The organism is Kitasatospora sp. SC0581, from assembly GCF_048159585.1.
Lineage (GTDB): Bacteria > Actinomycetota > Actinomycetes > Streptomycetales > Streptomycetaceae > Kitasatospora.
Genome location: NZ_JBLRWA010000013.1, coordinates 69,094 through 92,504, shown reverse-complemented (window position 1 = coordinate 92,504; position 23,411 = coordinate 69,094). Strand labels below are relative to the sequence as shown.

Sequence of the window (23,411 nt, the reverse complement as noted above, 5' to 3'; positions counted from 1 at the left end):
GCCCCGGTGCGGGTGAAGTCGTTCATGGGCCGCAGCGTAGGAGCGCTCCCCTGACATCCCCTGTCAGTGGATACTGGGCGGCATGCGCGCGAGTCGGCTGGTCGCCCTGCTCCTGCTGCTCCAGAACCGGGGCCGGCTGACCGCCGAGCAGCTGGCGGCGGAGCTGGAGGTCTCCGTCCGTACGGTCTACCGGGACGTCCAGGCGCTCGCCGCCGCCGGTGTCCCGCTGTACGGCGACGCCGGGCACGCCGGCGGGTACCGGCTGGTCGACGGCTACCGGACCCGCCTCACCGGGCTGACCGCCGACGAGGCCCAGGCCGCCTTCCTCGCCGCACTCCCGGGCGCCGCAGCCCAGTTGGGCCTCGGCGAGGCGCTCGCCGCCGCCCAGCTCAAGCTGCGGGCGGCCCTGCCGGCCGAGCTGCGCGAGCACGCCGGGCGGATCCAGGAGCGCTTCCTGCTCGACGCGCCCGGCTGGTACGGCGCGGCGGACGAGACCCCGCACCTGGCCGCCGTGGCCGCCGCGGTGTGGGAGCGGCGGGCGGTGGTGCTGCGGTACCGGCGCTGGCGGGCGCCGGAGGAGATCGAGCGGCGGGTGGAGCCGTACGGGCTGGTGCTGAAGGCGGGGCGCTGGTACCTGGTCGCCGCCGGGCCGACCGGGATGCGCACGTACCGGGTCGACCAGGTCGTCGAACTGCGCGAGCTGGACGAGGAGTTCGCGGTGCCGGACGGCTTCGGCCTGGGCGCGTACTGGGCGGACTACCTCGCCGACTTCCGGGCCCGGCTGCACACCGGGGAGGCGCTGCTCCGGCTCACCCCGGAGGGCGCCCGGCGCCTCGGGGTCGCCGCCGCGGCCGACGGCTGGACGGAGGCCCGGGTGCCGATCGAGTCGCTGGACCACGCGCACGGGGAGTTCCTGCGACTGGGCGCCGACGTCGAGGTCCTGGAACCGGCCGAACTCCGCGACCGCATCGCCGCAACGGTCCGGACCCTGGCCGCCCGCTACGGGGGGTGACCCCCGGGCCCGGACAGCGGAACGCCCGACCGGCGGGGGGCCGGTCGGGCGGTTCCGGGGGGGCCGGTTCGGCCCGGGGAGGGGGTGGTTTCAGGACTCCGTGGTCGCGGTCTGCCCGGCGGCACGGGTCAGTCGGTGCAGGCCCAGGGCGATGCAGGCGGCGAGGGCCGCGCAGATCACGACGGCGAGGAAGCCGTTGCCGACGCCGGTGGTCATGGCGTCCGGGGCGGTGGCGCCGGAGGCCAGCTCGCCGTCGGTGGAGGTGGCCAGGATGGTGCCGATCACCGCGATGCCGAGGGCGGCGCCGCTCTCGTTGAAGGTGTTCAGCAGGCCGGAGCCGACGCCGGACTCCTCGGGGAGCACGTGGGAGGTGCCGACCCCGTAGAGCGGGACGAAGCAGGTGGGCAGGCCGGCCCCGATGACGGTCAGCGCGACGATGGCGACGACGGTGCTGGACGGTCCGGTGACCAGGACGGCGGCGCCGGCGATCTGGGTGAGTGCGCCGATCAGGTAGGTCAGGCCAGGGCCGACGGCGCCGATGAGGTTGGGCACGACGGAGGCGAAGACCAGCGCGGCCAGGCCCATGGGGAGCATGGAGAGGCCGGTGGCGAAGGCGCTCATGTCGTGCGCGCCCTGGAAGTAGTTGCTGGCCAGGTAGGAGCTGCCCATCATCACGATCGCGGCGAGCAGCAGCCCGAGGCTGCTGAGCCAGTAGGTGGGGATGCGCAGGAGGTGCAGCGGGAGCAGCGGGTCGGACTTGCCCAGTTCGGCCCGGGCGACGCCGGCGAGCAGGAGCACGGACAGGCCCATGCTGGCCCACGCGGTGACGGAGGTCATGCCGTCGTGCAGCCGGATCAGGCCGAAGGACAGGCAGGCCAGGCCGGCGGTGGCGAAGAAGGCGGTGGGCAGGCGCAGCGGGCGGCGGCCGTCGGCGCGCATGGCCGGCAGGCTGCGCAGGCCGATGATCCCGGAGGCGAGGCTGATCGGGATGTTGATCAGGAAGGCCCAGCGCCAGCTGACGGCCGAGACGACGAGCCCGCCGAGGACGGCGCCGAGGATGGCCCCGATCACGCCGAGGCCGCTCCAGGTGGCGAGGGCGGCCTTGCGCTGGTCCTCGTTCTGGTACACCGTCACCACGATCGACAGGGCGGCGGCGGAGAGCACCGCGGCTCCCAGGCCCTGGAGCACGCGGCCGGCGATCAGCAGTTCCTGGTTGCCGGCGAGGCCGCACAGGACGGACGCGACGGCGAAGGTGGTCAGGCCGGCCAGGAAGGACCGGCGCCGTCCGACGACGTCGGCGACGCGGCCGCCGAACAGCAGCAGGCTGCCGTACATGAGGATGTAGGCGCTGATCGTCCACTGGAGGGCGGTCTGGTCGGCGGGGAGCTCGGAGCCGATCGAGGGCAGCGCCACGTTCACGACCGTCGAGTCCAGCATGACCATCAGCTGGGCGACGCCGACGGCGGCCATCGGCATCCAGGAGGTCTTGGCGGGTTGCCGCTCCTGCCCCTGCTCGGTTCCTCGGTCGTTCTCCTGCTTGGCGTCCACGAGTGAGATTGCCTCAGTCATCGGTTCTCCTTTCCGGGGCAACAAGATACATGCGCATGAATCGACATGGAAGGGGGGTCGGATCTAGACTGCGGAGCGTGGCGAACACTCCTCTTGCCGATCGGTGGCTGTCCCTGGTGCGCGTCTGCGCGCAGATGAACCAGAGGATCGAGCACACCCTGTCCGACGAGTTCGACCTCTGCGTGACCGCGTACGAGATCATGGAGGTGCTGTGGGCGGAGGGGGACTGGGTCCGCCCGGGAGAGGTCAGTACCCGCACCTCGCGCAGCCAGCCCCAGGTCTCCCGGATGCTGACGCAGATGGTCGACGCGGAGTACGTGGACCGCAGGCCCTCCCCGGGCGACGGCCGCAGCTACCAGATCCGACTCACCGAAGCGGGGCGGGAGGTCTTCCGGCGGGCGGCCGCGACCGTCGACGGGGAACTGAAGCGGATCACCGACGAGAACGCCGACGCCCGGGTGTGGATGGCCTGAGCCCGGGGCGTCAGACGCCGGCCGTGCCCACCAGCACGCGCTCGGCGCCGGCCGCCACCGGGGTCACCGGCCGGTGGCTGCGGCCCTGACCGCCCTGGCCGAGGTGGCCGTTGAGCGGCCGCAGGTCGGTGACCACGAAGGAGCGCCGCAGCCAGCGGTCGTTCCCGTCGTAGCGCGGGGTGAAGTCGGTGCGCCCGTGCACCGCACGGCGGTTGTCCAGGATGATCAGGTCGCCCGGCCGGAGCACCAGCCCCTTGAGCGTGCGGCGCACGGCCTCCTCCAGCCGCTCCAGCGCGGTCCGCGCCCGCGGCGTGGTCGCGACGGTGGCGTGGAAGTCCACCATGAGGTCCGGGCAGTCCTCCTCGCCGGAGAGGACCGGCATGGGCGCGGTCAGCACCCCCACCGAGGCGTCCGGGACGAAGGAGGAGCTGAACCTGGTCCGGAACTCCGGCCGCCGCAGGGCCGCCACCGTCTCGGCGTCCAGCAGCGGCAGGGCGTCGCCGATCCCGCCGCTGACGGTGGCGGCGACCTGGTCGTGGTCCGCGCGCAGGCAGACCAGGCTGAGGAAGTGCGGCGGGTTGGGGTGGAAGCCGTCCTCCGTGTGGAGCTCCAGCAGGACGGAGCCGCTGTTCTCCTGGCGCTGCTCGGCGCCGCGCTTCGGGCAGACGTCCTGGACCAGCCGGCCGTCCTTCTCATCGCTGTAGGAGATGGAGCGGCCGAGCATCGACATGACCATGAGCTGGCTGATCGTCGCCACCGGGACCTCCGACCAGGTCGGCTCCGACTCCGGCCGGTCCGGGGTGGCGGGCAGCGTTCCGACCGGCAGGCCGGTGAGCAGGAGGCAGCCGCCGGCGTTGCTGCGGTCGCGGAACGCGATGAGCGCCCGCCGGACCGGGGCCGGCAGCGCGGCGGCCGCCAGCTCGACCGCGTGCAGCAGACCGGCGTCGTGCAGCGAGTGCCCGCGGAAGTCGAGGGCGACGGCCAGCGCGGCCCGGGCGATCTGCTCCGACTCCTCTGCGGTCAGCCGGATGCCGGCGCTGCGGATGTCGGTGTAGGTGAAGTCACTGGTCATGGTGCTGTCCTCTCTCTCGACGGGCCGGCCGTGCGCAGGGCCCACTGGCGGCGGGCCCGGTAGACCGGTGCGGGGGCGAAGCCGTTCCAGGCCTGCTCCGGCGGCAGCCAGGCGAGGAAACGGGCCCGCTCCAGGTGGCGGTGGAGGCGGTCGACGAGGCGCCGGCCCCTGGTCATCGCGACGTGGTGGACGTCCACCGCGACGGTGCGGGGCAGGGGCCGCCCGGAGACCAGGACGTTGACCATGTGCACCGCGAGCGCGCCGAACTGGGTCGCCGCCTCCGTGAGTTGGGGAACGCTGTAGTCCGGCCGGGCCAGGCCGCGGCGCAGCTCCCGGTACATCTCGCCGGGGATGTGCGCCCGGGGCGCGATCCGGAAGACCACCTCCCAGGTGTCCAGACGCTCCTCGTCGCCCGGGGCGATCTGGCCGTCGAAGATCTCCCGGACCACCCGGTAGTCGAAGCACTGGGCGGCGAGCATCCCCGCCATGTCCCAGGCCGTCACCAGCGGCTTGCGCTGGCGGCAGGCCTCCTGGTGCAGGCGGATCTTGGCCGCGAGGCCCGAGGGGGTGGTGACGTCGACACCGTCGACGATCACGTCCGCCTGCTCCACCAGCGCCCGGACGTTGGCCGCGGTGATGCCGTCCGGGACGACCCGGGCGTCGACGTGCGGGTTGATCCCGCGCAGCAGATCGACGCCGACGGAGGCCTTGTTCCGGCCCAGGTCGTCCACCGTGGCGTTCTGCCGGTTCAGGTTGTTGAGCTCGTACGTGCCCACGTCGGCCAGGACGAAGTGCCGGTACCCCATCCGTCCGAGCGGCTGGACGGTGGCCCCGCCGATGGAGCCGCAGCCGGCGATCAGCAGGCGCGTCCGGCCGATCCGTTCCTGGAGTTCGTCCGGGATCAGGCCCTGGTTGCGCTGGGTCAGGCACGCGTAGAACTGCGCCTCGTCCAGCTCACGGGCCTGTTCGGGGGTCTCCACGTCGATCGCGGTCATGACCGGGCCTCCAGGAAGTCGACGAGTCGGGAGCGCACCGAGCCCTCCCGGCCGGAGCCGAGCACGGTCCGCAGGTGTTCCAGCGTCGGCCGCAGCGCCCCGTCGTCCGTGAGGACGAAGGGGTACGAGCGCTCCTGCTGGTCCCACATGGGGGCGAAGAGGTCGGTGGGGTCGGGCGGGACGGGTGCGACATCCAGCGTCCGCACCGCGAAGCCCAGCAGGCGCAGCTGGTTGACGGCCCCTTCGAGCTTGCCGTCGCCCACGATCGCGGCGGCCGGGTCGCTGTCCAGCACCTCCAGGCAGCCGGCCGCCCAGGCCAGGTAGACCCACCAGGGGACGCTGACCGCGGCCTGCGAGCGGGGCATCGCGTAGTCGCGGACCAGGCGCTTGCCCTCCCGCACCAGGTGCGAGGGGGTCCGCGGGCCGAGGTGCTCGGCCAGCGGGAGGGCGTAGTCCCGCTCGACGACGAACGGCCGGTGGCCGGGGTCGCCGAGCGGGGTGTCGGCGTGGTCGCGGGCCGCGGCCAGGGTTCCGTAGCCGCGCAGGCGCCCGGTGGACCGTTCCACGACGAGGGTGTGGAAGTCCCGCAGCGCGAACTCGTCGTACGGTTCGGCGCGCAGACCGCGGGCGGCCACCGCGGCCGCGTCGACCCACCCGCGCTGGAGGTACTGCACCAGGCGGAAGCGGTAGACCTGTTCCAGCGCGGCGGCCGGCAGCCGCGCGCCGGCGACGGTCAGGACCAGCAGCCCCTCGGGGCTCACCGCGTGGAAGAGCGGGTCCCCGGTGAGCGACTCCTCCAGGCCCGGCAGGGTGATGTCGGCGCCGTCGCGCAGGAGGTCGTCGCGGTGGCGGTCGGCGAGGGCGGTGGTCATCGGATCTCCGGGACGGAGAACAGCTCACCGGTGATCACGAGCGCGAGCGCCTCGGGGGAGCCCTCGTAGATCCGCGGCCCGTAGGCGTCCCGCAGGACCCGGTCCATGCCGTCCCCGCGCTGGAAGGCCTGGGCGCCGATCAGGGCCATGGCGGCGTCGGCGTTGTCGATGGCGGCGCGGTCGGCGACCAGCTTGGCGACGGCCGGCTCGTACGCGGGGGTCGGGATGACGTTGTCGGCCTTCACCGCGGCGTCCAGGTACAGGGCCCGGGAGGCGGAGACGCGCGCGGCCATGTCGGCGAGCTTGCGCGCGGACATCTGGTGCTCGTACAGCAGCCGGCCGCCCTGCCGGCGGCTGCCGCTCCAGGCAACGGCCCGCTCCAGGGCGTGCCGGGCGATGCCGGTGGCCAGTGCCGCGCAGGTCACCCGGGTCACGTTGCCGATCGCCACGTTGAGGTCCCACCCGCCGGCCAGGCCGTTGAGGACGTTCTCCTCGGGGACCCGGGCGTCGGTGAAGACCAGCTCGCCCGCCGGCGCGGTCCGGTAGCCGACCTTGTCGTGGATCTCGCCGCGGGTGACGCCGTCCTGCTCCAGGTCCGTGACGAAGCAGGTCAGGCCGGTCGATCCGGGCTCGCCCTCCAGGTTGGCCATGACCGTCGCGTACGTCGCCACCGGGGCGTTGGTGATGTACCGCTTGGTGCCGTTCAGCAGGAACTCGCCGCCGGAACGCCTCGCGCTGGTCATCTCCTGGGCGTGCGGCGCGTTCTGCGGGAGCACCAGGTCGGTGCCGTTGCGCTCCTCGGCCACGGCGTTGCACGCCAGGACCGGGTCGGGGCCGAGGAACTTCGGCAGGTAGCGCTCCTGGAGGCGGGTGTCGCCGGAGATCAGGATCGGGGTCTGGAACAGGCCGGTCGCGCCGAAGACCACGGCCATGCCGGGGTCGGCGGCGGCCAGCTCCTCCAGGACGAGCGAGACGGCGATCTGGCTCAGCCCGAGGCCGCCCAGCTCCCGGGGGATCGCCATCCGCAGCAGGCCGACCTGGTGACCGGCGCGGACGGTGTCCCAGTCCACCTGGCCCTTCTCGACGGCGTCGCGCTCGGCGGCGCCGGGGGCCACCTGGTCCTTGGCGAACGCGACCACGGTGCGCAGGGCGTCCGCCTCGTGGGCGGCGAGCAGCGGGTGGTCGGCGGGGGAGTGGAGGGTGGACATGGGTGCTCCTTGTCTGGGGTGGTGGACGTCCGGAGGGCTCGGAGTCCGGGATTCCGGACTCCGGGTGCTCAGCGGCCGAGGCCGAAGGCCGCCAGGGCCTGGCCGAAAGCGAAGGTCTGCATCACCGGGCCGTGCGAGGACAGCCGGCGGCCGGTGACGGAGCGCATGAAGGTGCGTCGGCCGGAGGTGATGTCCAGCAGGTCGGCCCAGCTGATCCGCAGCACGTGGGTCGGAGCGTCGTCGGTGGTCCGGCCCTGCGGGTCGAGGGTCACCTCGGTGTCGGGGTCGCTGAGGACGAAGCGGACGGTGGCCCCCGCGGCGGCCCACTCGGGCGCGGCCTGGGCGGCCGCGGCGAGGGCCGTGACGGTCTTCTCGGGCGAAATGGTCATGGGGAACCCCTGGGAAGTGGTGATCGAGGAGGTCCCCAGTTATAGATCAGGACCGTGATCCACTTCACCGTGACGACCGCACCCCGGGGAGTTATGGTTACCCCGAAGTAACAGCCGGTCCACGGGGGGAGACCGAAATGAATGGTGACTGTCTTGCGCGTCTGGTAATGGACCGCATTGGCGAGCGGTGGACGATGCTCGCCTGTCAGCAGATTTCCGCCGGTGCGCGACGATTCTGCGATCTGAAATCCGGCATGGAGGGCGTTTCGGGCAAGGTGCTGTCCGAGACGCTGGTCCGCCTGGAGCGGGACGGCTTCATCGGGCGCCGGGTCGTCGGGAGCCGTCCGCCGGCCGTGATGTACGAGCTCACGCCCATGGGGGAGAGCCTGTTGCGACTGGTCGAGGGCATCGTCGCCTGGTCGGAACTGTACGGCGAGGACATCGAGCGGGCGCGCCAGGCGTACGCGGACCTCGAACTGGCCGCCGTCGGCTGACCGGGGCGCCGGGCGCGCGATCGTATGGGATCAGGGCGTCGTTCCGGTGCGGTGCAACCGGCCGAAACATTGTGGAAATGATTTCTTCGCACGCGCGGCCCGGCGAATAGCCGGTCGACCGCGGGCCCGGCCCATTCCGCACCGCGGAACCGGCCGGGTCCGCGGCGGTGCGGAAGTCCGCGGGAGAAATCGGGAAAGGCGCTGAATTGTCCGGCTTTCCCGTTCCCGCCTCAGGGGCCCGGCGGGGTCAGGCGACGAAGTGGTCGAACTCGCCGGCCTTGGCGCCGCGGACCCAGGCGTTGAACTTGATGCGGGTGGTGGTGACGACGAGGGTGGGGTCGTTGGACTGCCGGATGTAGACGTGGTCGCCCGCGGAGGCGATCTCGATCCAGTCATCCTTGTCGCTGCTGGTGCTGGACCTCTGCCAGTCGAGGTGGTCCACGGATGCCCTCCTGGTGGTGCGTGGCGGCCGGAACGAGGGTACTGCTCCCTGTGCACGGGTGGCGGCATCGTTTCGGTCATGTCAATTCGTGCGAGACGTTGTGCTATTCCATTGGGGTGTCAGTCGTTCCTACACTGAAGCCCCGCCGCACGGGGGCTGCGGGAGGCAGGTTTGCCGACGGGCCCGGGGGAGGCGCGTGTGACTGACCGGGGCTGGGACGAGGACGACGCCCGGCCGTACTTCTTCCTCTCCTACGCGCACACCCCCAAGGCCGGTGCGCGGGGCGCGAGCGACCCGAACCACTGGGTCAGGCAGTTGTACCGGGATCTCTGCGAGGCGGTGCTGCAGCTCACCACCGTCCCGGACGGGGTCGCGGTCGGCTTCATGGACGAGTCCATGCACCAGGGCGAGTTGTGGGCCGAACGGCTGTCCGACGAGTTGGCGACGTGCCGGGTCTTCGTACCCCTGTACTCCCCGAGGTACTTCAACAGCGTCCCGTGCGGCCAGGAGTGGCACGCCTTCACCCGCCGGCCGGTCTACCCGGCGAACCTCGACTCCGAGCGCACCAGCGGCATCGTGCCGGTGCTGTGGGCGCCGATGAGCCGCTACCGGCTGCCGAACGTGGCCAGTGAACTCCAGTTCAACCACACGAGCTTCGGACCCGAGTACGCCACCGAGGGGCTCTACGCGCTGATGAAGCTCAGCTACTTCCGCTCCTCCTACGAGCTGGCCGTGCACCGGCTGGCGGCCCGGATCGTCCAGGTCGCCGAGGAGACGGTGATCCCGGTCGGGCGGCGGCTGGAGTTCAACACCCTCCCGAGCGCCTTCAACGTCACCGCCCCGACCAAGCAGCTGCGGATCTCCGTACTCTCCTACCACCAGAACGAGTTGCCCGCCGACCGCAGCCCCGACTACTACGGCGAACGGCGCACCGACTGGCACCCGTACCGGCCGGTCGGCTCGCCGATCGCCCAGCACGCGGCCCGCCTTGCCCGGCAGTTGGGGTTCCAGCCGACCGTGCACGAGTTCGACGACGAGGTGGAGTCGATCATCGACGGCAACGCCGAGGCGCCCGGCCTGCTGCTGCTCGACCGCTGGGCGCTGCGCGATCCGCGCCGGCGCGAACTGGTCCGGCGCTTCGACCGCTCGGACGCCACCTGGGTGAGCATCCTGGAGCCGTTCAACGGTGACGACCCCGAGTGCGCCGAACGCTCCGACGAACTCGGCGACTTGAGCGACGATGCGCTGCGCATCACCCGGCGGGCGAGCCGGCCGAGCTTCCTCGGCGCGACCGGCCCGACCGGGCTGCACACGCTGGAGGACTTCGACGACGCGCTGCCCCGGGCGGCGATGAAGGCCAAGTACGCCTTCGAGGGCCGCACCCGGGCCGAACCGGAGGAACCGCCGCCACCGCGGCCGAGCCTGCGGGACGCGTTCCGGCGCCCAGGAGGCGGGTACGGGTCGGACGGAGCCCCGGCGGACCCCTTCGGGGACGAGCAGGGAGACGACCCCGCCGACAGCAGAAGCAACGGCAACGGCCGCACCCAGCACCGGAGTCGGAACAACGGCAACGACCCGCACCGCGAGCACGCACCGTACCGCGACGACGGCGATGAACCCGATGACGGGATGGCGCCCTTGGGAGGACGAGGACCACGATGAGCGATAACGTCACCAGGAACCTGCGCCTCGGCGGGCTCACCGCCGCCGACCTGGCCGCCCAGCGGGAGGCCGGGCGGCAGGCGGCGGAGCAGGACCGCAACGGCCGGATCATCACCTTCTACTCGTACAAGGGCGGCACCGGCCGCACCATGGCGCTCGCCAACACCGCCTGGATCCTGGCCGCCAACGGGTTCCGGGTGCTCACCGTGGACTGGGACCTGGAGGCGCCCGGCCTCGCCAAGTTCTTCCACCCGTTCCTCGACCAGGCCTCGCTGGCCGGCACCACCGGCATGATGGACCTGATCGCCGAGTACCGGGAGGAGGCGCTGCGCCCGGTCGAGCACGCCGAGGGCTGGCACCTGGACTTCGCCCGGGTGCACCCGCACGCGCTCTCGCTCATCTGGCCGCACTTCCCGGCCGGCGGCAGCCTGGACTTCCTCTCCGCGGGCCAGTTCAACCGCGACTACTCCGAGGCCGTCACCCACCTCGACTGGGACATCTTCTACGACCGCTTCGACGGCGGGCAGTTCTTCGACGCCCTCAAGGCCGACATGGCCAAGCGCTACGACTACGTGCTGATCGACTCCCGCACCGGCCTGTCCGACATCGCCGAGATCTGCACCGTCCAGATGCCCGACGACCTGGTGGTCTGCTTCACCCTCAGCGACCAGTCCATCGACGGCGCCTCCCGGATCGCCCAGCACATCCACGACCGCTACCGCGAGCGCGGCATCCGCATCCTGCCCGTCCCGATGCGCATCGACGAGGGCGAGAAGGAGAAGGCGGACGCCGGCCGCGCCCTCGCCCGGGTCCGCTTCGACGGGCTGCCGACCGGCTTCGAGGGCGAGGAACTCGCCCAGTACTGGGGCTCGGTGGAGATCCCGTACCGGCCGTTCTACGCCTACGAGGAGATCCTCGCGACCTTCGGCGACCAGACCGGCACGCCCACCTCGATGCTGGCCGCCTGCGAGCGGCTCACCTCCATGATCACCGAGGGCCGGGCGGCCGGCCTGCCGCCGATGGACGAGGAGGTGCGGCTGCGCTACGTGGACGCGTTCACCCGCCGCCGCCCGTCCGTGCCCGCCGACCTCTACCTGTCCTACGTCCCCGAGGACCGGATGTGGGCGGACTGGATCGAGTCCGTCCTGACCAGGGCCGGCTTCCGGGTGCTGCCGCGCGACCTCAGCGCCGGCACCGACCCGCGCGAGGAGACCGAGCGCGGCATCGACTCCGCGTACCGGACGGTCGCCGTGCTCTCGCCCGCCTACCAGCGCTCCCCGCAGGCGCGGGCGCTGTGGGAGTCGGTGGTCAGCTCCGACCCCTCCGGCACCCGGCGCCAGCTGCTGCCGGTCCGGGTCGGCGACGTCCGGCTCACCGCGCCGTTCAGCAACCGCAACCCGGTCGACCTGGTCGGCCGTGACGAGACCCAGTCGATCCAGAGCCTGCTGCGCGCGCTCGGCCGCGGCGACTCCCCGCTCGACGAAGCGCCCAGCGGCGGCCCGCGCTTCCCCGGCAGCAAGCCCTCGGTGTGGGACGTCCCGCCGCGCAACCCCTCCTTCACCGGCCGCGCCGCCGTCCTGGAGCAGCTGCGCAACCAGCTGCGCGGCGGCATGGCGGCCGTGCTGCCCACCCCGCAGACCCTGTACGGGCTCGGCGGCGTCGGCAAGACCCAGGTGGCCCTGGAGTACGCCCACCGCTTCATGTCCGACTACGACCTGGTCTGGTGGATCGACGCCGAGCAGATCGAGCTGGTCGCCCCGGCGCTCGCCGAACTCGCCCGCCGGCTCGGCCTGCGGGTCGGCGACTCGGTCACCGAGGCCGCCGAGGCGGCCCGGGAGGCGCTGCGGCGCGGCGTGCCCACCTCGCGCTGGCTGCTGATCTTCGACAACGCCGACGAGCCCGCCGAGATCCGCCGGTTCTTCCCCGGCGGCTCCGGCCACATCCTGGTCACCTCCCGGAACCAGGCCTGGACCGGGCACGCCGAGGCGCTGGAGGTCGACGTCTTCACCCGCGGGGAGAGCGTCGAGCACCTGTGCCGGCGCGCCCGCAGCCTCTCCCGCCCGGACGCCGACCGGGTCGCCGAGGCGGTCGGCGACCTGCCGCTGGCCGTCGAGGTGGCCGCCGCCTGGCTGGACACCACCGGCACCCCGGTGGAGACCTACGTCTCCCAGCTGCACGCCGAGGCCGCCCGCGCGCTGGCCGTCGGCCGCCCGGCCGACTACCCGACCCCGGTCGCCGCGACCTGGAACGTGTCGATCGGACGGCTGCGCCAGCAGTCCCCGGCGGCCGTCCGGCTGCTCCAGCTCTGCGCGTTCTTCGCGCCCGAGCCGATCTCGATGAACCTCTTCTACAGCGACCAGATGATCCGGGCGCTGGTGCGGTTCGACGCCGACCTCAGCGACAAGTTCATGCTGGGCAAGGTGATCCAGGCGATCGGCCGGTACGCGCTGGCCAAGGTCGACGCCGGCAGCAACAGCTTCCAGGTGCACCGGCTCGTCCAGGCGGTGATCCGGGCCGGGATGACCGCCGACGAGCAGGAGGTCGCCGTCCACGAGGTGCACCGCATCCTCACCGGCGCCCGGCCCGTCCTCGGCGACACCGACGACCCGGCCAACTGGCCCGCCTTCGACGAGATCTGGCCGCACCTGTCGCCGTCCAAGGCGCACAACTGCGACGAGGCGGACACCCGCCAGCTGCTCATCGACCGGGTCCGCTACCTGTGGAAGCGCGGCGAGCTCGACCGCGCCCGCGACCTCGGCCACGCCCTGGACGTGGAGTGGACCGGCAAGCTCGGCGAGGACGACCGGCAGACCCTGCTGCTGCGCTTCCAGCTCGCCAACGTGCTGCGCTCCCAGGGGAACTACGGCGAGGCGCTGGCCCTGGACGAGGACACCCTGGAGCGCCAGCGGGCCCTGCTCGGCGAGCACCACCCGTACACCCTGATGACGGCCGGCTCGCTCGGCGCCGACCGCAGGGCGCTCGGCCGGTTCCAGGCCGCCCTCGACCTCGACCGCGAAATCCTCGACCAGTTCCGCGAGTTGTTCGGCGACGACAACCCGCGCACGCTCTCCATGGCGAACAACCTGGCGATCGACTACCGGCTGGTCGGCGACAGCGAGGCGGCCCGCGAACTCGACCAGGAGACCCTCGACCGGCGCACCGCCGTCCTCGGCCCCAAGCACCCCTACACCCTGTCCACCAAGTCCAACCTGGCCCGCGACCTGCGCGAACTCGGCGACTACCGCGGCTCGGTGGACCTGCTCCAGGAGGTCACCTCCGACCTCGGCGACGTGCTCGACCCGGACCTGCCGGAGAACCTGCGCAACGCCAAGTCGCTGGCCGTCTCGCTGCGCCGGATCGGCCAGCTCGCCGAGGCCCGCCGGATCACCAAGGAGACCTACGAGCGCTACCTGGAGCGCTACGGCGCCGACGCCCCCGACGCGCTCGCCTGCGCGCTCAACCTGGCCGCCGACCACAGCGCCTCCGGCGACAAGGAGGCCGCCCGCGACCTCTGCTCCACCGTCTTCGAGGGCCACCGGCGGCTGTTCGGCGACGAGCACCCGTTCACCCTGGCCTGCGCCAACAACCTCGGCATCTACCTGCGGGGCAGCGGCGACGTCCCGGGCGCCATCGAGCGCGGCCGGATCACCTTCGAGGGGCTGACCCGCTCGGTCGGGCCCGAGCACCCGTACACCCTCAACGCGATGATCAACCTGGCCAACGCCTACGGCGACGACGGGCAGCTGGACCGCGCCGAGCGGCTCGGCCGGGCCGCGTACCAGGGGCTCTGCGACCGCTACAGCGCCCAGCACCCGGACGCGGTGGCCTGCGAGGCCAACCTGGCGATCACCCTGCGGTCGGGCGGGCGGCACACCCAGGCGGCCGAACTGCGGGCCCGGGCGATCTCCGAGCTGATCCGGCAGTTCGGCGAGGAGCACCCCAACACGGTCGCCGCGCGCGGCTGGAAGCGGATCAACCGGGACCTGGAGCCGCAGCCGGTCTGACCGGGCAGGGGGCGGGGTACGCTGCCGGACCATGAGCACCCCGCCCCCGGTCCTGGTCACCCGGCGCCTCGCCCCCGGCGTCATCGAACGGCTCACCGCGCACCACGCCGTCACCTGCCACGACTCCGACCTGGCGATGGACCGGGCCGCCCTGCTGGACGCCGTCCGCGGCCGGCGGGCCGTGATCACCACCCTGGACGACCGGGTGGACGCCGAGTTCCTCGACGCGGCCGGCCCGGGGCTGGCGGTCGTCGCCAACCACGCCGTCGGCTACCACAACGTGGACGTGGCCGCCTGCGCCGAACGCGGGGTGCTGGTCACCAACACCCCCGGCGTGCTCACCACCGCCACCGCCGACATGGCCTGGGCGCTGCTGCTGGCCGCCACCCGCCGGCTCGGCGAGGGCGAGCGGCTGCTGCGCTCCGGCGCGCCCTGGACCTGGGCGCCGAACTTCCTGCTCGGCATGGAGCTGGCCGGCACCCCGCTGGGCGTGCTCGGCATGGGCCGGATCGGGCAGGCGGTGGCCCGCCGGGCCCGCGCCTTCGACATGCCGGTCGGCTACCACAACCGCCGCGAACTGCCGCCCGAGCAGGCCGGGGGCGCCGACTGGAAGCCGCTGGAGGAACTGCTCGCCACCTCCACCGTGCTGGTCGTCACCTGCCCGTTCACCGCCGACACCCGGCACCTGCTGGACGCCCGCCGGCTCGCCCTGCTGCCGCGCGGCGCGGTGGTGGTCAGCATGACCGCGGGCGTGGTGGACGAGGAGGCGCTGGCCGCCGCGCTGGAGTCCGGCGCGCTGTTCGCCGCCGCCGTGGACAACTTCGAGCGCGAGCCGGCCGTCCCGGCCGCGCTGCTCGCCCAGGAGCGCGCCGTGCTCGCCCCGCACCTGGGCAGCGCCACCGTCCGCACCCGGCAGGCGATGGGCGGCCTGGCGGTGGACAACGTGCTGGCGGTGCTCGGCGGTTCGGCGCCGCTGACGCCGGTGGTCCAGCTCATCTGACGGCGGCTCAGCGCCCCGGACGCCGGTGGAGGTCCGAACCCCCCGGGGCACCCCAGCCGGCCGCCCAGGCCAGCGCGGTGGTCATCACCCGGAACGCCCCGAAGTGCGCGGCGCCGGGCTCCAGGAACAGCTCGGCGTCCGGGATGTGGTCGGCGAGCCAGCGGGAGTGGTCGACCGGCGAGAACTGGTCGTCCGCGCCGTGCCAGAGCCAGGTCGGCACCCGGACCGACCCGACCTCGAACCCCCAGTCGGCGGTGAAGGCCAGCACGTCGTCGATCCAGCCGTCCGCGCCGTGCCGGAACGCCTCCCGGTAGTTGCTCTGGAGCATCCGCCGCAGCCCGCTGTCGGCCACCACCTCCCGGTCGGCGGCGGAGAGTTCGGTGCGCAGCCCGTTCAGCAGCCGGACCGGGTCGTCCTTGATCTGCCGGGAGCGGAACTCCATCGCGTCGGCGATCCGGCCGTGCCCGCGCTCGGCCTCCTTGTAGGCGCGGACGTTGGACGGGGTCATCCCCGCGTACCAGTCCAGACCGGTCGCGTTGCGCGGGGCCAGGCCGACCAGCACCGCCGCCCGGCTGACCCGCTCCGGCAGCAGCGCCGCGCAGGCCAGCGCGTGCGGGCCGCCGCCGGAGCGGCCGAGCACCGCGAAGTTCTCCAGCCCGAACTCGTCCGCGATGGTCCGCACGTCCGCGGCCGCCGCGCTCACCCGGCGGCCGAACAGCCGGGTCGAGTCGCCGTAGCCGGGCCGGTCGTACGAGATGAGCCGTACGCCCAGCCGGTACAGCACGGTGCTGCGCGGGTGCGGGCCGACCCGGCTGCCGGGCATGCCGTGCAGCAGGAAGACCGGACGGCCGCGCGGGTCGCCGAGGGACTCCACGGCGAGGGCGCGGTCGTCCGCCGTCTTGACCGTCCGTAACGACACCTGCGGCCTCCTCAGTGCTCCGGGTCGGTTGCGTGCTCCCGGTCGGTGGTGGTGCGCACCTCCCGGCGCGCCTGCCAGGTGGTGTGCTCGCGGGAGATCGCGTCCTCGGCGTCCCGGGCCAGGCGGGCCCAGACCTCCTCGGCCTCCATCGACTCCAGGTCCAGCTGGGCGAGTTGGCGCTGGACCTGCGCCAGCTCCTCGGCGGCCAGGGCGTACGCGGCGGCCAGCGGCCGGTACTGGCGCAGCTGCGCCCAGGCGGCGACCGAGGCGGCCACCGCCGACACCGTGCCCAGCGCGTCGTAGCCGAACGCGCCGAGCGCCCGCAGGACGGCGAGCACCAGGCCCAGCGCGGGCAGCAGCACGCCCAGCACCCCGGCCCAGTGCCCGGCGCGGGCGCAGTAGCGGGCCTTGGCGCGGTACCAGTCGTGCTGCAGCCGGATCCGCTCGGCCAGGTACACCTCGCGGCGCACCGCCAGCGGCTGCCCGCGCAGGTCGCGCATCGCCGGGGTGATCTCCACCCCGGCGTCCGGGACGCCCACCGGGGTCTCCCGGAACGCGCCGAGCACCCGGGCGAGCTGGAAGCGGTACAGCCCCTCGGCATCCGGCAGGGGACGCGGCGGGGGCTGGTAGGCGTCGGCCCGGACGGCGTACTTCCAGGCCAGCGTCTTCACCGACTCGGCGGCCGCCCGGCCCTCGTACCAGAGGCCCTGCGGGTTCTGCCGGCTGATCACCACGGCCAGCGCGATCGCGCCGAGGTAGGCCGCCGCCGCCGGCCAGGCCCAGGGCTCGCCGTCGGCGGAGCCGGTCGCCGCGGCGACCACCAGCAGGACCAGCTCCCAGGCGGAGAGCAGCACCGAGCGCCGCTGCCCGCGCAGTGAGGCCGCGTCGGCGGCCCAGAAGAACTCGGGCAGCAGGTCCCGCTCACGCACCCACCCGGTCCGTCCCGCAACAGACGCCATGTTCGGCCCCCACCAGTCGCTCCGGTCGCACCGCTCTCCTGCCCCGGGCGGCTCGCCGGTACGCCTGGTGACGGCCGGGGCGGCCGGATGTGGCCGGGAAGACCCGGTGGTTGTCCGGTACTCCCCGTGTTCGGTCCGGCACCCAGCGTGCGGGAGGCGGTGGGGGCGTGCGGCGGCCGACGGGTGTGCGCGGGCGACCTGCCGGTGCGGACCGGCGGGTTCACCCGGGCGGGAGTGCGGCTCAGTAGGTGTAGAAGACCCGCTCGGCGTTCTCGGCCATCTGCTTCGCGTTCCACTCGGTGCCGCCCGGGACGTTGCCGGAGCGGAACAGCGGCGGCGCGGGGCACTCCCCGGCGGCCGCCCGGTCGGCCAGCCGGCCGACCGCCGAGGCGACCACGGCCTGCATCAGCGCGCTGGTCACGATGGTGGAGACCGGGCCGAAGGTGGTCTCGGCGCCGGGGTGGGTCAGCTCGCCGTCGCCGACCGCGATCTTGCTGTCCAGCACCACGTCGCAGTGGTCCTTCAGGTAGGTGCCGGTCGGGTGCGCCGAGGGCACCTCCCGCGGGTACGCGAGCGAGGTCACACCGACGACCTTGAGGCCGCGGTCCCGGGCGTACCGGGCCAGCTCGACCGGCATCACCTGGCGGCCGGAGAGCGAGATCACGAACAGCAGGTCCCCGGCGGTCGCCGGGGTCAGGTCCAGGGTGGCGGTGGCCAGCCCGGAGACCCGCTCCAGCGCGCTGGACAGCGGCGCGGGCATCACCGTCACCCCGGCCATCCCGGGCACGTTCAGCAGGTTCACCGGGACCAGCCCGCCGGCCCGGTAGACCACGTCCTGGGCCGGCAGCGCGGAGTGCCCGGCACCGAAGGTGAACACCCGGCGACCTTCGGTCATCGCCTCCGCCAGCAGCGCGGCGGCAGCCTCGATGGTGTCGGCCTCCTCCTCGCGGACCCGCTGGAGGTGGGAGATCGCCGCGTCGAAGTACCGGCCGACCAGGTCGTTCATCTGCTGCCTTCGCTCTCTGCCGGTGGGGGATCCGGCCGGGTGGGGTGGTCCGGGTGGTCCAGACCGCCGGTGGAGAAAGCTTCGGCGAGCACGGTCGCGCCCCGGCGGCATCGTTGTCAACAGGAACAAAACGGGTCCCCGGAGCCCCGGGGCGGACCCGGTTGTCGGTCCGGTACGTCAGAATTGGCGGTGAGGACACCGAAGAACGGAGCCAGCGGCGATGTCTGGGCTGATCGACACCACTGAGATGTACCTTCGCACCATCCTGGAGCTGGAGGAGGAGGGCATCGTCCCGATGCGCGCCCGCATCGCCGAGCGCCTGGAACAGAGCGGTCCCACGGTCAGCCAGACGGTCGGCCGGATGGAGCGCGACGGGCTGCTCCAGGTCGCCGGGGACCGCCACCTGGAGCTGACCGAGGAGGGCCGCCGGCTGGCGGTGCGCGTCATGCGCAAGCACCGCATCGCCGAGTGCCTGCTCGTCGACGTGATCGGCCTGGAGTGGGAGCAGGTGCACGAGGAGGCCTGCCGCTGGGAGCACGTGATGAGCGAGACGGTCGAGCGCAAGGTGCTCGCCATGCTCGGCCACCCCACCCAGTCCCCGTACGGCAACCCGATCCCGGGCCTGGACGAGCTGGGCGACACCAAGGCCGAGGGCGAGGGCTTCGACGCCGGGCTCGTCCCGCTGGACACCGTCAAGCCGGGCGAGGCCGGGGCCGACGTCGTGGTCCGCCGGATCGGCGAGCCGATCCAGACGGACAGCGCGCTGATGAGCACCCTGCGCCGGGCCGGCGTCCGGCCGGGCTCCACGGTCAAGGTGAGCGCCGGCGTCGGCGGCGTGCTGGTCGGCACCGGGGACAACGCGGCGGAGCTGGGCAAGGACATCGCCCAGCACGTCTTCGTCGCCCAGGCCTGAGCCCGTACCGCGCCTGAGCCCGTACCGCGCCTGAGCCCGTACCGCGCCTGAGTACTCCGGTACGCCGGGTACTCCGGTACGGCGAAGGGGCCCGCTGCTCCCCGTGCAGCGGGCCCCTTCGTCCTCCCCATCCCCTCCGTCCCCTCCTGTTCCCTCCCGCTTCCCCTCCGTCGCCGCCGCCCGGCTTCCCCGTCCGAGCGCCCCTGCCGGCGTCCCCACACATCGCAATTCCTCCCCTCGGCCGATCATGGCAATCCTTGAGTGCTGTCACTCGTACGAGGGGCTTTGCCGGTTGACCAGCGGGTACACGGAGGCCTTATCCGGACATGCGTATGACGGGCCCCGTCCCCGGTGGGGGACAAGGCCCGTCACTCGCGCGCGTGGTGTCGCGCGGAGCACGCCCTCACCCGATCGGCAGAGGGCGGCTGGTCTCGGGGGCGTCCGACACGCCCGGGGCCGAACGGAGCAGGCCGGGTGGCGCGGGTCGGACGGAGCGGGTCGGGGGAGCGGCCCGGGCTCAGCCCACCGGCGCGGGCTGGGCGGCCCCGGCGGTGCGGACCGAGGGCGCCTCGCGGCCGCAGGCGTACGCGAGCGGGCTGATCAGTTCCGCGGCGTCCGGCAGCCAGCGGTTGAGCGCGGTGGGGGAGCGGGCCCACTGGGCGTACCCGAGGGAGCCGATCCGGGACGGCGGGGCGACCGTCCAGTCCCCCTCGCCGCGGGCGACCAGGTCCAGCCGGCCGGGCGGCCAGCCGAGCCGGCGGAGCATCTCCGGGAGCCTGGCCGCGACCCCGGGCAGCACCAGGAAGTGCAGCCGCCGCCCGATCCGCCCGGGCGCGGCGGGCTGGACCGCCACCGGGCCGAGCTGGAGGTCCATCCGCTCCATCCGGGCGAGCGCCAGGCAGCCGGCCGTCTCCGGGACGTCCAGGACGTCGAACGAGCGCCCGGTGGGCAGCAGGATCGACGCCTGCGACCGCTCGGTCCACCAGCTCCGCACCGCGCCGGGGCCGGCGCTCGCCTGCCGCGCCCAGTCCGGGTCCAGCGGGTGGGCGCCCGGCAGCGTGCAGCGCCGGTCGCCGCAGGAGCAGCGGACGCCGCCGTCGCCGTCGTCGACCAGCCAGGCGCCCGGGGCGACCTCCCAGTGGCGGGTCTCGGCGTAGCCGACGGCTTCGATGAGTAAGGGGGGCGGAGCGGCCTTCTCGTTCCGGTCCGCGTCGGGGATGTCTTCCACGGGGTGCTCAACTACCGTGCGTGAGGCTGGTTACGGCCCGGAGCCGCCCGGTTGGGTGCATCGCGGCAATGTCACCCGTTCCGGTTAGTCGACCGAGTTGAAGGGCCCGAGGGCAGGCGCAGCGGGGGCGCACAGGAGCATTTACCAGGGCGCAAGGGGGGTGCGGTTCGTCACCGTGGGTATCCCGCTGGCGTTGCTGATCGCTAACCTGGTGTCAGATTCCTTGGACGGTCGGACAGTCGGCAACAGATCAGCAGAATCGTCGCCCGCCGGCCGGGACCGGAGGGTGTGGGGAGGCGAAGCCCAATGGCCGCGAGACCACTCGTCGCACGACAGCCCAACGAGCGTCTGCAGCAACTGATCCAGGAGGCCAGCTGTTCCAATGCCGGCCTGGCCCGCAGGGTCAACCTCTGCGGCGCCGAGCACGGGCTGGACCTTCGGTACGACAAGACCTCCGTCGCCCGCTGGCTGCGCGGGCAGCAGCCGCGCGGGCAGGCGCCGGCCGTGATCGCCGAGGCCCTCGGTCGCAAGCTCGGCCGCAGCGTGTCGGTCGAGGAGATCGGCATGGCGGACGGCAAGAACCTGAGCTCCGGCATCGGGCTCCAGTTCGCGCCGACCATCGGCGCCGCCCTGGAGCAGGTGTGCGAGCTGTGGCGCAGTGACGTCGGCCGGCGGGACTTCCTGACCGGCGCGACGGTCGCCGCGTCCGCGCTGGTGGAGCCCAGCCGGGACTGGCTGATCACCCCGCCGGACCCGGTGGTGGCGCGGGCCGGCGGCCCCCGGGTCGGTCCGACCGACGTGGCCGCGATCAAGGCGACCACCGCGATGCTGGTCGACCTGGACCACCGCTTCGGCAGCGGCCACGTGCGCCCGGTGGTGGTGCACTACCTCAACTCGGTGGTCTCCGGCCTGCTCGGCGGCGCCTACCGGGAGGAGACCGGGCGCCAACTCTTCGCCGCCGTGGCCAGGTTGACCGAACTGGCCGGCTACATGGCGGTGGACACCGGACAGCCCGGGCTCGCCCAGCGCTACTACATCCAGGCGCTGCGGCTGGCCCAGGCCGCCGACGACCGCGGCTACGGCGGCTACGTGCTGGCCGCCTCGATGAGCCACCTGGCCGCCACCCTCGGCAACCCGCGCGAGATCGCCCAACTCGCCCGCGCCGCCCAGGAAGGCGCCCGCTCGGTGGCCACCCCGACGGCGATGGCGATGTTCTACGCCGCCGAGGCCCGCGGCCACGCCCTGCTCGGCGACGCCCGCTCCTGCGAGACGGTGTCGGCCAGGGCGCTGGAGGCGATGGAGAAGCGCCGCCCGGAGGACGACCCGGACTGGATCGCCCACTTCGACGACGCCTACCTCGCGGACGAGCTCGCCCACTGCCACCGGGACCTGGAGCAGGCCGGCCCGGCCGAGCACTACGCCCGGCGGGCGCTCGACCTGCACCCGCCGACCCGGGTCCGGCGCCGCGCGGTGGACCTCGTCCTGCTGGCCACCGCCCAGCTCCAGCAGCGGGACCTGGAACGCGCCTGCGAGACGGGCACCCAGGCGGTCCGGCTGCTGAGCGGGCTGCGCTCCAACCGGGGCGTGGAGTACCTGGACGAGTTCCGGCGCCGCCTGGAGCCCTACCGGGAGCAGCGGGTGGTCCGGGAGTTCCACGCCCGGGCCGACGCCGAGGCGGCTTAGCGGCGGCCCAGGGCCTGTCTCCTGGATCCTGGCGGACCCGGCGAGGATCCAGAAGACAGGCCCTGAGCCCGGGGCCGCCGCGGATCGTCTGTGCAGGGAGCGTGACGGATGTCCCGCCCACGTGGTCACCCGGTGAGGCGAACCGGTAGCGTGGGCGCGACGTCCAATGGAACTGTGATGCTCCCAAGAACCGACGAGATGTGGTCCGCCGTCAGTGCGCGGTCCTGCACAGGTGAGGAATCGCGTTGAGTCAGCGCCGCTCGTACCCGAACTCCGGTGACTTCAACCTGGACGACCTGTTCCGCCCCGAGCCCGGTCAGCCCCAGGGCCAGCCGGGCCAGCCGGGCCCGCCGCAGGCCCACTCGGCGGTGCCGCCGGTGGGACAGCCCTCCGGGCAGCCGGAGTACCTCGGCGAGGGCGCGCACGCGCTGCCGACCCAGGCCATGCCCGCGCAGCCGATGCCCGGCCAGTCGATGGCGGGCCAGCCGATGCCCGCGCCGAACGCCCCGTGGGGCGCGCCGCAGCCCGGCTACGGCGCCGCGCAGCCCGGGTACGGTGCGCCGCAGCCCGATCCGGCCCCGGAGACCCAGTACCTGCCGCCCTACCCCGGCGGCGACCCGCAGACGGCCGGCTACCCGGCGGCGCAGGCCCAGCCCGGCTACCTGCAGCCGCAGCCCGCGCCGGGCTACCAGGCCTACCCGCCGGCCGCGCAGCCGCAGCCTGCCTACCCGGCGCAGGACTACCACCAGGGCTACGCCTCGGAGCAGGGGCAGGACTACGGCCAGGGCTTCGACGCGACCCAGGCGGGTGGCTCGGGGCGGGGCGGGCGTCCGTCCAACAAGCTGATCATCGGCGGTGTGGTGGCGGGCTGCGCGGCGGCCGGCATCCTGGTCGCCGTCCTGATGAACGGCGGCAGCGAGCCCACGGACGACACCAAGAAGACCGGCCCGGTGGCCGCCACCGCCGGCGCCACCGGCACCGGCGCCCCCGGTACGGCGAGCGCGAGCGGCTCCGGTGCGGCCGTCGACCCGGACGTCAAGGCCCAGGCGCAGCCGCTGTCGGACCTGCTGGGCACCGCGAGCGACAGCCGCAGCTCGGTGGTCTCCGCGGTCGCCTCGGTGCAGAAGTGCGACAAGCTGCCCGAGTCCCAGCAGGCGCTGACCGCCGCGGCCGGCAAGCGGCGCGAGCTCCAGAGCAAGCTCGGCCAGCTGAAGACCGACAAGCTGCCCGGCGGCCAGCAGCTGGTCGACCAGCTCAACGCGGCCTGGACGGCCTCGGCCCAGGCCGACGACGAGTACGCGGCCTGGGCGCAGGACGCCCAGGGCGGCTGCGACGCGAAGAAGCAGGACAACCCGCACTACAAGAACGCCGTCCAGGCCAGCGGCACCGCGACCACCGCGAAGAAGCAGGCCGCCACGCTCTGGAACACGATCGCCGCCCAGAGCGGACTGCCGAACCGGAACGACGGCGACCTCTGAGCGACGGCGACCGCTGAGCGGCGGCGCCCGCTG

20 protein-coding genes are annotated in these 23,411 nt (G+C 73.5%); 9 read left to right on the top strand and 11 right to left on the bottom strand.

Annotated features, from left to right (window positions below):
• Positions 1-82 precede the first annotated feature (82 nt).
• A complete protein-coding gene (locus ACLWS4_RS21080; RefSeq protein ID WP_416874899.1) occupies positions 83-1,012 on the top strand; it encodes a helix-turn-helix transcriptional regulator in 930 nt (309 codons plus the stop codon).
• Between the two features lie 90 nt (positions 1,013-1,102).
• Here ACLWS4_RS21080 and ACLWS4_RS21075 read toward each other — a convergent pair whose 3' ends face one another.
• Positions 1,103-2,581, bottom strand: a complete 1,479-nt coding sequence (locus ACLWS4_RS21075; RefSeq protein ID WP_074005493.1) for an MFS transporter — start codon at positions 2,579-2,581, stop codon at positions 1,103-1,105.
• A 77-nt stretch (positions 2,582-2,658) separates the two neighbouring features.
• Between ACLWS4_RS21075 and ACLWS4_RS21070 the strand changes: the two genes are divergently transcribed.
• Positions 2,659-3,054 (top strand): MarR family winged helix-turn-helix transcriptional regulator, encoded by a 396-nt coding sequence (locus tag ACLWS4_RS21070; RefSeq protein WP_416874898.1) that lies wholly within the window; start codon positions 2,659-2,661, stop codon positions 3,052-3,054.
• Positions 3,055-3,064: 10 nt separating this feature from the next.
• Here ACLWS4_RS21070 and ACLWS4_RS21065 read toward each other — a convergent pair whose 3' ends face one another.
• The 5 genes from ACLWS4_RS21065 to ACLWS4_RS21045 form a co-directional block, all read right to left on the bottom strand.
• Entirely contained in the window at positions 3,065-4,126 is a 1,062-nt protein-coding gene (locus ACLWS4_RS21065; protein ID WP_049649958.1) for a TauD/TfdA family dioxygenase, read from the bottom strand.
• Positions 4,123-5,121 (bottom strand): ThiF family adenylyltransferase, encoded by a 999-nt coding sequence (locus ACLWS4_RS21060; protein WP_416874897.1) that lies wholly within the window; start codon positions 5,119-5,121, stop codon positions 4,123-4,125. Before ACLWS4_RS21060 ends, ACLWS4_RS21065 begins: the two co-directional genes overlap by 4 nt.
• Positions 5,118-5,993 (bottom strand): hypothetical protein, encoded by an 876-nt coding sequence (locus tag ACLWS4_RS21055; protein ID WP_049649959.1) that lies wholly within the window; start codon positions 5,991-5,993, stop codon positions 5,118-5,120. Before ACLWS4_RS21055 ends, ACLWS4_RS21060 begins: the two co-directional genes overlap by 4 nt.
• Positions 5,990-7,201 (bottom strand): acyl-CoA dehydrogenase family protein, encoded by a 1,212-nt coding sequence (locus ACLWS4_RS21050; RefSeq protein ID WP_074005496.1) that lies wholly within the window; start codon positions 7,199-7,201, stop codon positions 5,990-5,992. Before ACLWS4_RS21050 ends, ACLWS4_RS21055 begins: the two co-directional genes overlap by 4 nt.
• 68 nt (positions 7,202-7,269) lie before the next feature.
• Positions 7,270-7,590 (bottom strand): hypothetical protein, encoded by a 321-nt coding sequence (locus tag ACLWS4_RS21045; RefSeq protein ID WP_074005497.1) that lies wholly within the window; start codon positions 7,588-7,590, stop codon positions 7,270-7,272.
• A gap of 137 nt (positions 7,591-7,727) precedes the next feature.
• Between ACLWS4_RS21045 and ACLWS4_RS21040 the strand changes: the two genes are divergently transcribed.
• A complete protein-coding gene (locus ACLWS4_RS21040; protein WP_063780062.1) occupies positions 7,728-8,084 on the top strand; it encodes a winged helix-turn-helix transcriptional regulator in 357 nt (118 codons plus the stop codon).
• A gap of 247 nt (positions 8,085-8,331) precedes the next feature.
• Here the strand turns inward: ACLWS4_RS21040 and ACLWS4_RS21035 are convergent, their stop codons facing one another.
• Entirely contained in the window at positions 8,332-8,526 is a 195-nt protein-coding gene (locus ACLWS4_RS21035; RefSeq protein WP_074005498.1) for a DUF397 domain-containing protein, read from the bottom strand.
• Positions 8,527-8,724: 198 nt separating this feature from the next.
• Here ACLWS4_RS21035 and ACLWS4_RS21030 point away from each other — a divergent pair, with 198 nt between their 5' ends.
• From ACLWS4_RS21030 to ACLWS4_RS21020, 3 genes are read left to right on the top strand one after another with little or no spacing between them, the layout of a single operon-like run.
• Entirely contained in the window at positions 8,725-10,188 is a 1,464-nt protein-coding gene (locus tag ACLWS4_RS21030; RefSeq protein ID WP_380777598.1) for a TIR-like protein FxsC, read from the top strand.
• A complete protein-coding gene (fxsT, locus tag ACLWS4_RS21025; RefSeq protein WP_079272748.1) occupies positions 10,185-14,192 on the top strand; it encodes an FxSxx-COOH system tetratricopeptide repeat protein in 4,008 nt (1,335 codons plus the stop codon). The genes ACLWS4_RS21030 and fxsT overlap by 4 nt, the downstream gene beginning before the upstream one ends.
• Positions 14,193-14,223: 31 nt before the next feature.
• Positions 14,224-15,192 (top strand): 2-hydroxyacid dehydrogenase, encoded by a 969-nt coding sequence (locus ACLWS4_RS21020; protein ID WP_380740008.1) that lies wholly within the window; start codon positions 14,224-14,226, stop codon positions 15,190-15,192.
• Positions 15,193-15,199: 7 nt separating this feature from the next.
• Here the strand turns inward: ACLWS4_RS21020 and ACLWS4_RS21015 are convergent, their stop codons facing one another.
• The 3 genes from ACLWS4_RS21015 to ACLWS4_RS21005 form a co-directional block, all read right to left on the bottom strand.
• Entirely contained in the window at positions 15,200-16,111 is a 912-nt protein-coding gene (locus ACLWS4_RS21015; RefSeq protein WP_049649964.1) for an alpha/beta fold hydrolase, read from the bottom strand.
• A gap of 11 nt (positions 16,112-16,122) precedes the next feature.
• Positions 16,123-17,040: a DUF4231 domain-containing protein gene (locus ACLWS4_RS21010; RefSeq protein WP_049649965.1), complete on the bottom strand. Its 918-nt coding sequence runs from the start codon at positions 17,038-17,040 to the stop codon at positions 16,123-16,125.
• A 271-nt stretch (positions 17,041-17,311) separates the two neighbouring features.
• Positions 17,312-18,076 carry a sugar isomerase domain-containing protein gene (locus tag ACLWS4_RS21005; protein ID WP_049649966.1) on the bottom strand — a complete coding sequence of 255 codons (765 nt, stop codon included), beginning with the start codon at positions 18,074-18,076 and terminating at the stop codon, positions 17,312-17,314.
• 220 nt (positions 18,077-18,296) lie between these two features.
• On the opposite strand from ACLWS4_RS21005, the gene ACLWS4_RS21000 reads away from it, so the two are divergent.
• Positions 18,297-18,989: a metal-dependent transcriptional regulator gene (locus ACLWS4_RS21000; RefSeq protein WP_049649967.1), complete on the top strand. Its 693-nt coding sequence runs from the start codon at positions 18,297-18,299 to the stop codon at positions 18,987-18,989.
• Between the two features lie 517 nt (positions 18,990-19,506).
• On the opposite strand, the gene ACLWS4_RS20995 is transcribed toward ACLWS4_RS21000, so the two are convergent.
• Positions 19,507-20,217 carry a bifunctional DNA primase/polymerase gene (locus ACLWS4_RS20995; RefSeq protein ID WP_053111970.1) on the bottom strand — a complete coding sequence of 237 codons (711 nt, stop codon included), beginning with the start codon at positions 20,215-20,217 and terminating at the stop codon, positions 19,507-19,509.
• 306 nt (positions 20,218-20,523) lie between these two features.
• On the opposite strand from ACLWS4_RS20995, the gene ACLWS4_RS20990 reads away from it, so the two are divergent.
• Together ACLWS4_RS20990 and ACLWS4_RS20985 are read left to right on the top strand one after the other, a co-directional pair.
• Positions 20,524-21,900: a hypothetical protein gene (locus ACLWS4_RS20990; protein WP_049649968.1), complete on the top strand. Its 1,377-nt coding sequence runs from the start codon at positions 20,524-20,526 to the stop codon at positions 21,898-21,900.
• Positions 21,901-22,145: 245 nt separating this feature from the next.
• Positions 22,146-23,378 carry a hypothetical protein gene (locus ACLWS4_RS20985; RefSeq protein ID WP_416874896.1) on the top strand — a complete coding sequence of 411 codons (1,233 nt, stop codon included), beginning with the start codon at positions 22,146-22,148 and terminating at the stop codon, positions 23,376-23,378.
• The last annotated feature ends 33 nt before the right edge of the window (positions 23,379-23,411 follow it).